Origin of the sequence: Shewanella sp. SM95 (assembly GCF_025653595.1) — a bacterium.
GTDB classification, from domain to species: domain Bacteria; phylum Pseudomonadota; class Gammaproteobacteria; order Enterobacterales; family Shewanellaceae; genus Shewanella; species Shewanella oncorhynchi.
The window spans coordinates 231,542-246,288 of sequence record NZ_JAKKSE010000004.1; the positions used below are offsets into that span (position 1 = coordinate 231,542).

The window sequence follows — 14,747 nt, forward strand, 5'->3', positions numbered from 1 at the left end:
TGGCAAGATGATGATAGATGTACCTATTACGCAGCAACAGCTGGATAACTGGTTGAGTGACTTAAATTTAGTCGCTGAGATATCAAGCAGTAAAGCAATGTTATTAGCATGGAATGCTGCGGGTGAACTTAGCAGCATGTTAAGTTCAGACTCTGCGGCTGAAAGTGAAATACAGGCAATACTCAGCCACCTAAGTGGCAATCATTTGGCTAACACCCAGCCTGTTATAAGCCAGTCCGTTGTGATGCCCTCAATGGTCACACCATCTAAAATCGTTCCTAATCCCTTTGATGTTATTGATAAACCTACTATTCCTCCTCTAAGTAATGCTAAGTTGTCCTGCCTGAGTGAGCCAATTTCAGCATTGCCCCGATTAGGCAGTCATCAAATCACGGCTGCATTATCTGTATCACAGCTAACTGAGCAGGTACGTGAGCCTCTGTTAATTATGGATACTCGGCAGCACTCAGATTGGCACACTTGCAACTTAGTCGGCAGCGTGATTTGTTTGTCTCTCGCTTGGCCATCTGGGGCTAATTTTGGCTTTTTATGTTTCTATCATAACGAGGCTCACGGCGTAGATTCAAAAACGCTACAACTCACTAAGCTTATCAGCGATAGCATTCAACACCAGTTAGGCGAGATATTGAGCCAACATAATGCGGCTGAAACATTAAGCCGAGGTTCATCGAGTCGTGTCGATACGGTCGATTTACAAACTTTTATCGATAGTTTTGACGAACATATTTGGATGAAAAATGCCGCTGGCATTTACACTCTTTGCAATCGTAGTGTTGAGAATGCGTGGGAAATGCCCCGTAGTGAGATTGTTGGTAAATCCGATGTTGAACTCTTTGGTGCTGATATTGCAGAGATTTTTCTAGAGGGTGATAGGCTCGCTATCGAGTCTGGTACACCTATCATTGTCGCTGAGTGTTTAGATGGCAGTGAAGCTAAAAATCATCTTTGGCTAGAAACGCTAAAACTCCCAACACTCAATGCCCTGGGTGAGCTCGTGGGCGTTATCGGTATGACTCGCAACATCTCCAAGCATAAAGCAGTTGAAGAACAACTGACACTGGCGACCAATGTGTTTAAAAACTCGGTTGAAGGTGTGGTTGTGACCGACCGGCATGGCAATATTACCGACGTTAACGGTGCATTTTTTGAGATCACAGGTTATGTGAGGGAAGAGTTACTCGGCCAGAATCCTCGGATTTTTAGTTCGGGTCGGCATGATAAAGATTTTTTCGATAAACTCTGGAATGCCTTGCTTACTCAAGGTAAATGGAATGGCGAAATTTGGAATCGGCGTAAAAATGGCACGATTTTTCCGCAAAATATCACCATAAGCACTATTTATGATGACGTTGGAGATGTGCGTTATTTTGTCGCTGTATTTGCCGATATTTCAGCCCAGAAAGAGAATGAAGCGCAACTCACGCACTTAGCGTATTTTGACCCGCTAACGCATTTGCCCAATCGCATGAAGTTCATGATGCAGCTTAAGCAAGAAGTGCGACAAGCTAAGCGGCTGAATTTGCAATTAGCGACTGTGATGATTGATGTCGATCTGTTCAAGCATATCAACGACAGTTTTGGCCACAGTATAGGCGATGAGATGTTGGTCGAGCTTGCCAAGCGTTTACGCAGTCAAGTGGGTGATCAGGATGTGTTATCACGGATTGGTGGCGATGAGTTTGTGGCATTGATTTCAGGGATCGACAATAGTGCAGATGCCGCAGTTGCCATAAATCAATTGCGCCAAGTGTTTGAGCAACCTTTTATTGTGAGCACGGGCGACCACTTACGTTTAACGGCGAGTATGGGCGTTTCTTTGTATCCGAATGATGGAACCGATGCGGACACTTTACTGCGTAACGCCGATGCAGCCATGTATCGCGCCAAAAATGATGGCCGCAATAATTATGCTTTCTATACTGAGTCCTTAACTCAACAGTCTTTTGAACATCTTAAGCTGCAAAGTGCCCTCTATGGCGCGATTGAGCAAAATGCTTTGTACTTAATGTACCAGCCAAAACTTGATTTAGTGACTCGACAAACCGTGGGATTTGAAGCATTACTGCGTTGGCACGATCCTCTACTGGGGTTGATTTCTCCCGCGATATTTATTCCTGTGGCAGAAAAAATAGGTCTTATCCATGAAATTGGCTTATGGGTTTTAGAAACCGCTTGCCGTCAAGGCATGCGCTGGCTTAGTGAAGGCAAACATTTTGGCCGTATTGCCGTGAACGTGGCAGGACAACAGTTACAGCGCAGTTCCTTTGTGGATGATGTGAAACGTGTCTTAGCTGAAACGGGTTTGCCCGCCAAGCATTTAGAGCTTGAAGTGACCGAAAGTGTGATGATGCAGAACCCTGATCTTGCTATCCGTGACTTAAAGCGACTTGGCGATCTGGGTATCGAATTATCGGTTGATGATTTTGGTACTGGCTATTCATCGCTCAACTATTTGAAAAAACTGCCTATTCATAAATTGAAAATTGATCAATCTTTTGTGCGAGACATTCCCTTCGATACCAACAATACCGCTATCGCTAAGGCTGTGATTGCGCTTGGACATGCGTTGAAGCTGGAAATTATCGCCGAAGGGGTTGAAACTAAAGAGCAAGCTGATTTCCTACAACAAAACCAGTGCGATCAAGCCCAAGGTTACCTTTTTAGTCGTCCGCAACTAGCTGCAGATCTCGACGCATTTTTATCGTAAAACAAGTTTGCATATAACAATAGGACTAGCGCTATGCCGCTAGTCGCTTGGGTTTGTGTCTGCTAAAATTCTAGCCATTATTTTCAGTGGTTAACCGCAATGTCTTTTAGTGCCTTATCCTTAAACTCCACGTTAGTGAATACCCTAGCGGCTCTTGGCTATGAATCGCCAACGCCTATCCAGTTAGAAGCGATCCCTGCCATCTTAGCTAAACGGGATGTGATGGCTGGCGCCCAAACGGGTACAGGCAAAACCGCTGCGTTCGCCTTGCCTATCTTGCATCATTTGATGACACTCAGCCCTTCGCAAGAGTTAACGGCTGTGAGACCCGTACGCGCATTAGTCTTAGTGCCGACACGTGAACTGGCAGTGCAGGTACAGCAGAGTTTTGTTAAGTACGCTAAAGGGACTGATATTCGTATCGGCATCGCCTACGGCGGCGTGAGTATCGATGCGCAGGTCGCCGTGTTTAATGCAGGGATTGATGTGTTAATCGCAACTCCGGGTCGCTTACTTGATCACCTTAGACAAGGTGCATTAAATCTTAAGCAATTGAGTGTGCTTGTTTTCGATGAAGCTGACCGTATGCTCGACATGGGGTTTATGGATGAGATCCAAGCCGTGCTCAAGCAAGTACCGAGTGATAGGCAAACCCTGTTATTTTCTGCCACTTTAGATGCCGCTATTTTCAGCTTAAGTAAAACCTTACTGCGCGATCCCAAGTTGATTGAAGTTGCCAAGCGCAACACGACCGCTGCCGAAATTGAACAAGTGGTTTATGCCGTCGACGCCGACCGTAAAACCGAACTCGTTAGCCATCTGGTACGCAGTAAAAACTGGCATCAAGTGTTGATTTTTAGCCGCACTAAGCAAGGCGTCGATAAACTGGTTCAGCAACTCAATAAAGCCGATATTATCACTCAGGCGTTTCACGGTGACTTGTCCCAAGGCGCGCGCGAGAAAGTTTTACAGGAATTTAAACAAGGTAAGATCCAAGTGCTAGTGGCAACGGATGTCGCCGCCAGAGGCCTAGATATCGTCGAGCTTAAATATGTGATCAACTTTGAGCTACCCTTTATCGCTGAAGATTATATTCATCGTATCGGTCGCACAGGTCGAGCGGGCAGTGCAGGGCTTGCCATCACTCTCTTTAGTCAAGAGGACGCCCTATTATTGGAAGAAGTTGAAGTTGTGCTCGACAAGCGTCTACCACAACAATGGTTACTAGGCTTCGAACCCGACTTTAATAAGATGGATACCGAACCTAGACGTAACGGCAAAGCGGCGCAAAAACAACGTGCTAAAAAGCGCGCTTTGGGTGGAAAGGGAAAAAGGTAGTTTTTTAGGTGCGGCGTCTGAATGGCTGAATCTAATAGAGATTAGATCAAGTGGTGACATGATTCATTTATCGACGCCAGTTCAGTTCCCGCCGCCGCATTTGAATTGATAGCTCAAAATAGCCTGAAAGTTCAAACAAAAAGGGCTTAACCTTGCGGTTAAGCCCTTCTGGTAAAATTGGTGGAGGCGGCGGGACTTGAACCCGCGTCCAGAACACCTACATCCAAGGCACTACATGCTTAGTCTCTCTTTTAATTAACCCGAATAAACTCCGAAAGACAGGATTTCATCGGGCGAGTCCGGTACTATTTCGCGGTTCACCCCCGGACGGAGTTCCCTCGCTATCAAATGTAAGATGACCATCTGTATACACCGCCCATTTGAGAGACCTGTGTCAGATGGCTAGCTAGCCTAAGCTGCTAGAGCGTAGTTATCGTCGTTTGCAACTATAACTGTGCGGCTTTTTACGAGGCCAACCGCCCCTCGGCATGCTCCCAGGGTTTCGTGAATCCTGTCGAATCCAGAATCGCCCCCAAGAATTTGATTGTAACCCGTAGCACTATGATCACCTAGCATCATTTGCTTCAAGTTCAATCGTTTGTTCATTATCCGTGCGTTTTTTCTTTTTTCATCACGCGGGCTTTTTCAACTTCCCATTCACGCGCTTTAGTATCTTCGCGCTTATCGTGATCTTTCTTACCTTTACCTAGACCAATTTCCACTTTCACCCATGCACCTTTACGCCAGTACATTGAGATAGGAATAATAGAGTAGCCTTGGCGCTCAACTAAGCCCGCTAGTTTATCTAGCTCTTTACGGCTGAGTAGCAGCTTTTTCAAACGTAGGGGATCGCAGACAACGTGTGTCGATGCCGTATTCAAGGGAATAATGGTGCAGCCATGCATAAAGGCTTCGCCATTTTTCAGGAATACGTAACAGTCGGACAAGTTGACCTTACCCATACGGATAGATTTCACTTCCCATCCCATGAGGGATAGGCCGGCTTCCATTTTCTCTTCGAAACGGTATTCGAAGGTTGCGCGCTTATTACGTGCGATAGTCGCAGGCGCGGCTTTGCTTGAATTTTTCTTTACCATAGTGGCGCCATTATACGCACGGTGAATCAATTTGGTATTGATATAAGGGTTTATTTAGTTAATTTCAAGCCTCTATCGTGTTGTTGCTGTTTTTTTGAACGTGATTAGGGTGTTGAGTATCAGCTTAAGTGCACAAGGGGTGCGTTTTTTACGTATCGTGATAAAATCCGTGCAAATTTTGATTGCTGGCCTAAGTTGTTTATTGCACGTGCGTTCTTTTCGTGCGTTTGAGTTTGCTTAGGTCGCTGTGAATACGTTAGTGAAGAGTACTAAGTCCTATGCCGCAAATTTCTCGAAGTGTGTTAGTCCGTTTTAGTGCGATGCAAATGTATGACTTAGTGAATGATGTCGAGTCGTATAAGGAGTTTTTACCCGGTTGTGTGGGTGGCAAAGTCTTAGAATTTGATGGCAAGACTATGCTGGCATCTGTTGATGTGAGTAAAGCGGGGATCCGTAAGACATTTACGACTCGCAACCAAGTGGTTCCTGGTAAGAGTATTGATTTAACATTGGAAAATGGGCCCTTTAAGCATTTATTGGGGCAGTGGCGTTTTACTGAGCTGACTGAAGAGGCCTGCAAGGTAGAGTTCGAGCTGAGTTTTGAGTTTTCAAGTTCGTTAGCCGATATGGCCTTTGGTAAAGTGTTTAATGATCTTATGGTATCAATGGTGACGGCATTTACGAGTCGCGCTAAGGTGATTTACAGTGACAAATGAGACAGATAAGTTTGTAGTTGATGTGGTTTACGCCTTGCCTACACAGCAAAAAGTGATTTCGGTGAATGTGAATCCCGGCACGTCAGCGATTGAGGTTGTGCGTTTAAGTAACATTGTAAGCTTTTTTCCTGAGATCGATTTAGACACGGTTAAGCTCGGTGTGTTTAGTAATGTGATTAAGCATGACCAAGTGATTTTACCGGGGCAAAGGGTTGAGATTTATCGTCCTTTGATTGCTGATCCTAAGGATGTGCGTCGTCGCCGAGCAGATAAAGCTAAAGATGAAGGCCGCGCGAATAAAGTGACGGGCGGACGGGCTTAAATACTGACATCATTGCTCCATAAAAAAGCGCCCTTGGGCGCTTTTTTGTATTTGATTGACTGAGAAGAGCATAAGCAAAGTTTAGGATATTACTTAATTGGTTTTTGAACTTGCGCTTCAGCTTGATTTTCTTTCACTAATGGCTTTTCATCGGCGCGCTGTGCTGGAATTTGTGGCACTAGCTCAGTTTTATTACCTGTTGGCAAGCTGCTTTGTTCTAGCGGCGTACTAAATTCTTTGCTCAGTTCATAATCGCCTTTCACTGAGGTAAGTTTATCGCCCGTAAAGTGCAGTATGAGTTCTTTATGCGTAATGCTGGCATCACGCCCACTCTTGTAGTGATACACGTAGTACCAAGTATCGTCAGCAAAACTATCTCGTAATACCGGACGGCCGAGAATGTATTCGGCTTGTTCTTTGGTCATGTCAATGCGCAACTTTTCAACTTGTTGCGGTTCCATGTAGTTGCCCTGTGGAATGTCAGGCTTATAAATCAACCAATCGAACACGCTACAGGCACTGAGCGAAACAGAGAGCGCCACAGCGCCCAGTAGGGTAAGACTTTGCTTTTTATTGATCATTGTATGCGCTACTTCTGAAAATCTGGCGGCCATAATACCCAAGCATTCCCCCTCATGACAAGGGCAATCGGGCTTTGCTACCGTCATAGATCGAATTGTGTGACTTTTCGACCCAGTATGTTGGCTTTAGTTCTCAATCTTTAAGGATATTTATTCGCTGAAGTCATATGGGGCTAAGAGTATGATTTTCTGCTTCAGAGCCGTACAGGTTTACTGTTGGCTGGATTGGGAAAGAGTAAATGTGAGCGATTTCTTCTTTAAAGCCAAGCAATTAGTTAGTAAGTCGATAGACAGTATGTGTGGCGATAAACATAGTAATCTCGTTAAAATCAGATTAAAGTTACCGATATGTTTTTATTGTGTTCTTGTACTGTGGCTTTTTGTCGTGAGTTTGCAGTCTTCGAAATAAAATAGTGGGATAGATGCATTGGGTTCTTTAGTTTGTGTAGGTACGGGTTTACAACTGGCCGGACAGATCAGTGTGATGAGTCGTAGTTATATTGAGCACGCTGATGTCGTGTTTTCACTCTTGCCCGATGGTTTTTCGCAGCGTTGGATCCAGAACATTAATCCCAATGTCATCAATTTACAGCCGTTTTATGCACAAAATGGTGAAGTTAAAAATCGCCGAGAAACCTACGAACAAATGGTTAATTCTATATTGGAGGCCGTAAGGGCTGGCAAAAAAACCGTTTGTGCGCTCTATGGTCATCCTGGAGTCTTTGCCTGTGTTTCCCATATGGCGATTACACGGGCGAGGGCAGAAGGGTTTTCAGCGAAGATGGAGCCGGGGATTTCGGCCGAGGCGTGTTTATGGGCTGATCTGGGTATTGACCCCGGCAGCTCTGGCCATCAAAGCTTTGAAGCTAGCCAGTTTATGTTTTTTAATCATGTGCCCGATCCGACAACCCATTTATTGTTATGGCAAATTGCGATTGCTGGTGAACATACCTTAACTCAGTTTCATACTACGAGTGACAGGCTGCTGATTTTGGTTGAACAACTGAATCAATGGTATCCGCGAGATCATCAAGTGGTGATCTACGAAGCTGCTAATCTGCCAGTTCAAGCCCCTAGAATTGAGTATTTGCCGTTGAGTAAGCTGCCCGAGGCAAACTTGTCTCCGATCAGTACTTTACTGATCCCGCCAGCAAAAAAACTCGAATACAACTATGCTATTTTAACTAAATTAGGCATTAGACCTGAAGATTTAGGCTAATTGTGAGTGCTGTACTTCTGAGCTGAATTCGGGAGTCATCATATAAATAAGGAAAGGTATGTCTGCATTATCGGATTTTTTTACCCAGTTAGGTCAAGATGCACAACTGATGGAAGCGTATCAACAGGACCCGGAGGCCGTAATGCGCGCCCATGGGTTAACTGATGAAGAAATTAGCGCTGTAATAACAGGGGATATGACAAAACTAAAAGTTTTGAGTGGCGACCAAAATTATCAAACATTTGTTTTAGTCAATCATGGTAATAATTAACTCATCTTGAAACGGTTACGTTGTGCCCTATTAGCCATCTTCGCCTTGTGTTCGACAGCTTTGATGGCTAACTCTCTCTATTTTGATCAGGCACTCAATGAGCTTGATGTATTACTGCAATCTGATCTTAGTGCTGCGCAGAAAAAACTTGCCGAATATGAGAAAGAATTCAGTCGTTTAACTACAATACAACAAGGACGACTGAGGATAGATAGAGCGATAGGTTATTTTTTCACTGGTGAATACACTAAAGCGTTAGATGATCTACACCAAGCCGAAACCTTAGTGCCAAATACTGATTTATTGGCGTCAGTTTATAGTTACAAAGCCACGGTATATATAGGTCTGCGTGACTATGACAAAGCCTTGGCTGCAGTCGCTCAAGCATTAGCCCTAGTGGTGAATATTGATGATGTCACGATTAAACGGCACTCATATCTAAGAATTGCCAATATTTATTCCGAAATGGACGCTTATAGTGATATGGGCCTTTATGCCTATAAGGTGTTACAACTCGCAAAGGAAACCGATGTCCGCGATATTTGCCATGCCAAATTGCTGCGCGCTATTTATTTACTCGGCGTGAAAAATCCCGACGCCTTCGATGCCTTCGAAGATAGCCGTCAATACTGTGATGCGAAGCAATTCCCCCTTCTGGCGACTATGTCGATAAAAGGCAAAGCTATGGTTTGGCAGGAGCGGGGCGACTTTTTAGGTGCGAGAGCGATTCTACTATTAGCTTTAAAAGGGTATGAAGCTTTTCAATTTCAGTTAGAAATCAGCCATGTGCATGCACTACTTGCCGAGAATTACTTTGCCATGGATGAGCAGGTTCAAGCGAAAAGTCACGCCGTTAAAGTGCTTTCATTCCCCGATGATAATAGCTACATCGAACATAAGCATATTGCATATAAGGTATTTGCCGAACTGATGGTGGCGGATAAACAATTTGAGCAAGCCTATGAATACACAAGAAAAGAACAATATTATAATCAATTGATTTTTGACCAATCTAGAATGAAAACCCTCGCTTATCAGGCGGCTAAGTTTAATGCTGATGAACAGGCGCGTGAAATCAATTTACTCAATAAAGAGCGTGAACTTTACATCGCTCAGCAAATGGTAAAAGAGCGGGAATACACCAATATGCTGATGTTTATCACTATTCTAGTGGGTGGGCTGTTCTTCCTTGGGATTTTGTTAGCCGTAGGTCAGATGCAGAAACGTAAGTTTATGCGTATGGCGAGAATGGATGCCTTAACAGGCATATTGAATCGTGGTGCAGGGCAAGAGTTGGGAGAAAACCTTTTTGTGCAAGCCATGGCTCGTAGCGGGGATTTCTGTGTCATTTTATTCGATTTAGATTTCTTCAAACGTATCAACGATTCTTTTGGTCATGGAACTGGCGATTGGGCGCTTAAAAAGGTGGTTGACTCCCTTAAATCCCATATCCGAAATGGTGATGTTTTTGCTCGTATCGGCGGTGAGGAGTTTGCAATTTTATTACCTTATGCCGATGAAGAGAAAGGCATGGAAGTGGCGGAGCAATGTCGAGCTCGTATCGAGGCCATTGATACCCAACATTCAGGGCATAAGTTCGTCATAACGGCAAGTTTTGGTGTGAGCGGTTTAATGGCTGATGATCTGAGTTTAGATCCATTATTCCACCGAGCCGACATGGCACTCTATGCCGCTAAGGCCAATGGCCGCAACACCGTAGTTCGCTATTCTGACATATTAAAATGTGACAAGCAGGCAACTGATTTACGGCGTCATATTGCATCGCCCTCTGTGTAATGTAAGTCGAGTGAGCATTTAGTCTCATCCAGAGTTGGCAAGCCCTTACTGGTTTTATCCTTCCTTAGTTTATTGCTCGTTTTTTATTTTGCAGTCACTCACAAAATGCGATAACAGTTTAAGGTGTCTCTAAGTGCTCTTTTACTCAGCTTTGTTGCTCCAGTTGATTTCCTCTACGCTTAAGTGTTTTTCGTATCAAAATTTCTCATTTTTAATGAATTGCCTTGACCTTGTTAATAAATAAATGGGATATCATAGCTGATAATTGCCTAGCTATTGCTGGGTCCTTACATAGAACAATGCGCATTCCTTTTTCCGTTGGAGCCTTCATGGAACAGTCGAGTTTACTCACGTCGGTGCTGCTATTTTTATTGGCGGCGGTTATTTTTGTTCCTTTAGGTAAACGTTTTGGCGCTGGCCCGATCCTTTCCTATCTAGCTGCTGGCATCATTTTAGGCCCTGGTGGCATGGCCTTAGTTTCTGATCCTGCTGCTGTGTTGCATTTTGCCGAGTTAGGTGTGGTGCTCATGTTGTTTGTGCTGGGTCTCGAATTGAATCCAAGTAAATTATGGGAACTTCGCAGTGCTATCTTTGGTTTAGGTAGTGGTCAGCTGTTGTTGTCATGGGCTGCGATTGGAGGATTGGCTTGGGGCTTTGGCTTGTCTATTGAGGCGGCTTTAGTGGTTGGTGCCGCGCTATCTTTATCATCGACAGCCTTTGCCGTGCAGTTAATGAGTGAGCATAGGTTGCTTACAACCCCACTTGGACGTGATGCTTTTGGGGTCTTGTTAATGCAAGATCTTGCGGTTATCCCTATGTTGCTGCTGACAGCATATTTGGCGCCCAATTCTGCTCAGATTGAACATCATGCGGTGCCTTGGTACTGGACGTGTCTTGCGCTCGTTGGTTTTGTGTTAGTGGGGAAATATTTACTGCCTAAATTCCTTAAACTAGTGGCAAGCAGTGGGGTGCGTGAAGTGCTCACCGCTTTTGCATTATTGCTGGTCATGGGTAGCGCTGAGTTAATGGAGTGGTTGGGACTTTCTGCGGGCATGGGGGCATTTTTGGCGGGTATTATGCTCGCTAACTCAAGTTATCGGCACCAGCTCGAAACTGACATAGAACCTTTTAAAGGCTTATTGCTTGGGCTGTTTTTTATGGCTGTCGGTATGAGTATGGATTTGAAATTATTGATATCTGATCCGTTACTTATTCTGGGCATTTTAATGGCTATGTTGCTGATTAAAACCTTTGTGCTTATGGTGTTGGGGCGTATTCGGCACCACAAATGGCGGCCTAGTATTGCACTAGGTTTGATCCTTGCTGAAGGGGGCGAATTTGCCTTTGTGCTTTTATCTCAGGCGCAGCTATCTGGTATTGTCGGCGATAAAATTGCGCAAGTCCTTGTGCTTGCTATTGGTTTGTCTATGGCAGTAACGCCTCTATTATTTACTTTGTTCCGAGCAACTAAAGCCAAAGTGGTGGATACTCGTTTGCCAGATACGATTAATGTCACCGAATCTGAAGTGGTGATTGCTGGATTTGGTCGAGTAGGCCAGATCACGGGGCGTATTTTGGCCTCATCAGGTATCCCTTTTGTCGCATTGGATAAGGATGCGAGTCATGTGGATGTTATTCGTAAATACGGTGGTGAAGTGTATTTTGGGGATGCCAGACGCTTAGACATGTTGATGTCGGCGGGGATTGCTCGGTCTAGATTACTATTGCTTGCCGTGGATAGTGTTGAGGATTCCATTGAAATTGCTCAGCAAGTGAAAACGCATTTTCCCCATATCAACATAGTCGCGCGGGCGAGGGACCGTAACCATGCTTATCGTTTGATGAGCCTTGGGGTGACGGATGTGTTTCGTGAGACCTTTGGTTCGGCGCTATCGGCCAGTGAGAAGATTCTCCAAGGCCTAGGTTTATCGCAGGTACAAGCCAACGAGCGGGTAAAAATCTTTGCTGAACATGATAAGAAACTGGTGATTGCTAGCGCAGCCCATCAAAATGATTTAGCGACGTTAATCAATCTATCGAATAAGGGTAAGGCAGAGTTGGAATCCCTTATGCGTGGAGATAGGGAGAATGTGAGCTAATGTTGTCACTCTGATTTGGATATAAAAAGAGAGCATAAATGCTCTCTTTTTTATTGGTTTACAACATCAAATTTAACGCTGATGTTTAAGTGTTAAAAGCTATAGCTGTATTGCAGTTTGACGTTGCGTTCTTCACCCGGCATACCACCGAGGAACATGGCTTTACTGTAATAGTCTTTATTGAAAAGGTTATTGATGTTCAGCTGGATTTTCCAAGAATCCGCGTTGTAGCTTACTGCCGAGTCAACGACGGTATAGCTAGGCACGTAACCGTCTGGAATACCAAATGAGCTTGAGTGCGTACTGCGATCATCGACAAATTTTGCACCAAGGCTCAGCTCGATTGGGCTTGATAATCTAAACCAATCCGCGCCATAGGTAATCCAAGCACTGGCAGTGACATAAGGTACGCCTTTTTGTCGGCTATTGTAGGTTAAAGTATTTGGATTTTGTTTATCCCTTGCATCTTGGTACATGCCGTTGAGGTTAATGCGCCATTGATCATTAAGATGGGCATTGAGATCGAGTTCAACTCCCTGAGTATCTTCGCTACCATCGTAAAAATACACGGGAATATTAGGGGTTAATATGCCATTGGTATAATCAGGGTTGTTATAGGCGACATTAGTACGCGAGCTTTTAAAGAATACCAGTGAGCCAAGTAATTGATCCTCAAATGCTTTAAAGCGCATGCCTAAATCATTACTAATCGATTCTGAATCATCTCGGTCGGTAGCATTATCTTTTACTGCATCAAGTACACTGTAAGCGGTGCGCCCTTTAGAATGGTTGATGAAAAATGATAAATCCTCAATCGGCATGTAGGTTAACCCTAGGTTATAGGTCATACCGTTATCTGTGGTATCGGCTTCTGGTGTCGCTTGGGATTGGCTAGTGCTATAGCGTGGATCAACACCAAAGTGCTCATAGGCTTGTTTAATCTCATTAAAGGCAACACCAATACGCGTGGTAAAGCCGTATGGCAGATAACTGACATGTTGTAAGCCTACGCCCCAAGCGCTGACTTTTTTGTCATAGTTAGCGGTTTTGAGTGGGTCATAGTCCTCGAATTTACCTGTGCCCCAATTAGGATTGCGGATGTCGTATATATAAGGCAGAGATCCTTGGTAAATGATTTTGCCATCTTTGTTTTTAAAGATTTGATCCGCATCGTAGATAGAATATTGCTGGAAGCGAATATTACGGTCTTCATAGTTGGCATTGAGCAATAATTCATTGTCTATATTGCCAATTTGGAAGTCATAACGTAAATCGGCAAAGTACTGCCACGAAGTCTCGTCGGCATCCACTTTACGGTATTCCTGACGTCTTGCAGCAAAAGGATAAAGTTCGCCGTTTTCAACTAAAGGCGATCTAGGCTCTTCGTTAATCACGTCGGTAGGTACGTTTTTAATCTTGATGTTACGCTTCCAATAGACATAGTTATAGGCACCAGTTTGGCGGGCGAAACCTGACGTATAGTCGCGATACTGCAATTGTTGATTGAGGAACAAATTGTCGCTGAAATAGATATTATGGGTCAGTTTAAATCTTAACTCTTCACCCTCATTGTCCTTCGCCATTGGCGAAATCAGCCCTGCATCTCCAAACGAATAAGGGGTTAAGCCGTCAGCGCCAGATAAAGAGGCCGCTAACTGCTGACGCTGTGCATCGGTGAGTTGTAGACCATTACCGTTGGGATCATTAACCAGATCTTGCCACGTGACCTCGCCCGCGCTCTTACCGCCGACTGAATCGGCATTGTAAATTCGAATCGGGTGGCCAATAGAGTCAACGGCGATAGCATCTTTAATGTAAGCACCTGAAAGCATTACATCTTGGCTATCACTTAATACCCATTTTAAGGCGCTATAGATTTCGTCTCTGTCTGTACCTATATCGCGATAGCCATCACTGCGGCCGGATTTTGCCACTAAACGGTAGGCGACATCATCGCTCAGACCGCCCGTGCTATCCAGAGCAAGGGAGTAGGTATCCCATTGTCCAACTTCGGCGGTAAATTTGTTTTTTGACTCGAATTGCGGTTTTTTCTCAATTAAATTGATGACGCCACCAGCACTCCCCATGCCATAGAGTCCAGTCGCTGGGCCTTTTAATACTTCTACGGATTCAACGTTGGTTAAAGAGCGCGTGGGGTTGAAAGTGTTACCAAGGCCAGCACCGCCATACATACCGTCATAGGTGTAATTTGCGCCTAAACCACGGATGACTATGTTGTCACCGATGCCATAGTTATTACCCGCTTGAGTCACACCACTAATGTTACGGATCAAGTCTTGCAGATTATCTGTACCTTGGGTTTCGATCAGTTCTTGGTCAACAATTACAACTGCAGCGGGTGTTTCCATGAGAGACATATCGGATTTAGTCGCCAGCCCTGAATTCTTCACTACTGAGTTTTGTCTGCCATAAACCGTGATGCGCTCAACGTTGGCTTCAGCATTTGCTGATACCGAGTTAGCTTCGGCGGATGCAGTTTGCGATAAAACGGAAAGGCAGGCGAGTGCAGTTAGTGACAAACGAAATGATTTCATTAATGGTTCCCCCAAATAAATAGG

General features: G+C 44.5%; 11 protein-coding genes and 1 other RNA gene. 8 read left to right on the forward strand and 4 right to left on the reverse strand.

Annotation, left to right across the window (positions count from 1 at the left end; translation table 11 throughout):
• The first annotated feature begins 7 nt into the window (after positions 1 to 7).
• Together L5M29_RS07890 and L5M29_RS07895 are read left to right on the forward strand one after the other, a co-directional pair.
• A complete protein-coding gene (locus L5M29_RS07890; RefSeq protein WP_219250111.1) occupies positions 8 to 2,728 on the forward strand; it encodes a putative bifunctional diguanylate cyclase/phosphodiesterase in 2,721 nt (906 codons plus the stop codon).
• Positions 2,729 to 2,827: 99 nt separating this feature from the next.
• The gene (locus L5M29_RS07895; protein WP_263167139.1) at positions 2,828 to 4,066 is read left to right on the forward strand and encodes a DEAD/DEAH box helicase; all 1,239 of its coding nucleotides are present in this window, start codon (positions 2,828 to 2,830) and stop codon (positions 4,064 to 4,066) included.
• A gap of 178 nt (positions 4,067 to 4,244) precedes the next feature.
• Here L5M29_RS07895 and ssrA read toward each other — a convergent pair.
• Positions 4,245 to 4,600, reverse strand: a transfer-messenger RNA (tmRNA) gene (gene ssrA / locus L5M29_RS07900).
• A gap of 71 nt (positions 4,601 to 4,671) precedes the next feature.
• The gene (gene smpB / locus L5M29_RS07905) at positions 4,672 to 5,163 is read right to left on the reverse strand and encodes an SsrA-binding protein SmpB (RefSeq protein WP_006080832.1); all 492 of its coding nucleotides are present in this window, start codon (positions 5,161 to 5,163) and stop codon (positions 4,672 to 4,674) included.
• A 278-nt stretch (positions 5,164 to 5,441) separates the two neighbouring features.
• Here smpB and L5M29_RS07910 point away from each other — a divergent pair, with 278 nt between their 5' ends.
• A complete protein-coding gene (locus L5M29_RS07910) occupies positions 5,442 to 5,879 on the forward strand; it encodes a type II toxin-antitoxin system RatA family toxin (protein ID WP_028760728.1) in 438 nt (145 codons plus the stop codon).
• Positions 5,869 to 6,201: an RnfH family protein gene (locus L5M29_RS07915; protein WP_263145130.1), complete on the forward strand. Its 333-nt coding sequence runs from the start codon at positions 5,869 to 5,871 to the stop codon at positions 6,199 to 6,201. Before L5M29_RS07910 ends, L5M29_RS07915 begins: the two co-directional genes overlap by 11 nt.
• Before the next feature lie 89 nt (positions 6,202 to 6,290).
• Here L5M29_RS07915 and L5M29_RS07920 read toward each other — a convergent pair whose 3' ends face one another.
• Positions 6,291 to 6,782, reverse strand: coding sequence for an outer membrane protein assembly factor BamE (locus L5M29_RS07920; protein WP_028760727.1), 492 nt, complete (start codon positions 6,780 to 6,782; stop codon positions 6,291 to 6,293).
• Between the two features lie 427 nt (positions 6,783 to 7,209).
• Between L5M29_RS07920 and L5M29_RS07925 the strand changes: the two genes are divergently transcribed.
• The 4 genes from L5M29_RS07925 to L5M29_RS07940 all read left to right on the forward strand — a co-directional run bounded on the left by L5M29_RS07925 (position 7,210) and on the right by L5M29_RS07940 (position 12,168).
• Entirely contained in the window at positions 7,210 to 8,001 is a 792-nt protein-coding gene (locus L5M29_RS07925) for an SAM-dependent methyltransferase (RefSeq protein WP_263167141.1), read from the forward strand.
• Positions 8,002 to 8,059: 58 nt separating this feature from the next.
• Entirely contained in the window at positions 8,060 to 8,272 is a 213-nt protein-coding gene (locus L5M29_RS07930) for a hypothetical protein (RefSeq protein WP_263167143.1), read from the forward strand.
• A 63-nt stretch (positions 8,273 to 8,335) separates the two neighbouring features.
• A complete protein-coding gene (locus L5M29_RS07935; RefSeq protein ID WP_263167213.1) occupies positions 8,336 to 10,069 on the forward strand; it encodes a GGDEF domain-containing protein in 1,734 nt (577 codons plus the stop codon).
• A gap of 329 nt (positions 10,070 to 10,398) precedes the next feature.
• Complete coding sequence (locus L5M29_RS07940; protein ID WP_105249794.1) at positions 10,399 to 12,168, forward strand: monovalent cation:proton antiporter-2 (CPA2) family protein; 1,770 nt, start codon at positions 10,399 to 10,401, stop codon at positions 12,166 to 12,168.
• A 92-nt stretch (positions 12,169 to 12,260) separates the two neighbouring features.
• On the opposite strand, the gene L5M29_RS07945 is transcribed toward L5M29_RS07940, so the two are convergent.
• The gene (locus L5M29_RS07945) at positions 12,261 to 14,723 is read right to left on the reverse strand and encodes a TonB-dependent receptor (RefSeq protein ID WP_263167144.1); all 2,463 of its coding nucleotides are present in this window, start codon (positions 14,721 to 14,723) and stop codon (positions 12,261 to 12,263) included.
• Positions 14,724 to 14,747: the final 24 nt, after the last annotated feature.

What these genes read in the sequence shown, in the direction of transcription:
- L5M29_RS07890 (WP_219250111.1), top strand. Translation starts at nt 8, where the DNA reads ATGATGATAGATGTACCTATTACGCAGCAACAGCTGGATAACTGGTTG.
- L5M29_RS07940 (WP_105249794.1), top strand. Translation starts at nt 10,399, where the DNA reads ATGGAACAGTCGAGTTTACTCACGTCGGTGCTGCTATTTTTATTGGCG.
- L5M29_RS07910 (WP_028760728.1), top strand. Translation starts at nt 5,442, where the DNA reads ATGCCGCAAATTTCTCGAAGTGTGTTAGTCCGTTTTAGTGCGATGCAA.
- L5M29_RS07935 (WP_263167213.1), top strand. Translation starts at nt 8,336, where the DNA reads ATGGCTAACTCTCTCTATTTTGATCAGGCACTCAATGAGCTTGATGTA.
- L5M29_RS07945 (WP_263167144.1), bottom strand. Translation starts at nt 14,723, where the DNA reads ATGAAATCATTTCGTTTGTCACTAACTGCACTCGCCTGCCTTTCCGTT.
- L5M29_RS07895 (WP_263167139.1), top strand. Translation starts at nt 2,828, where the DNA reads ATGTCTTTTAGTGCCTTATCCTTAAACTCCACGTTAGTGAATACCCTA.
- smpB (WP_006080832.1), bottom strand. Translation starts at nt 5,163, where the DNA reads ATGGTAAAGAAAAATTCAAGCAAAGCCGCGCCTGCGACTATCGCACGT.
- L5M29_RS07930 (WP_263167143.1), top strand. Translation starts at nt 8,060, where the DNA reads ATGTCTGCATTATCGGATTTTTTTACCCAGTTAGGTCAAGATGCACAA.
- L5M29_RS07920 (WP_028760727.1), bottom strand. Translation starts at nt 6,782, where the DNA reads ATGATCAATAAAAAGCAAAGTCTTACCCTACTGGGCGCTGTGGCGCTC.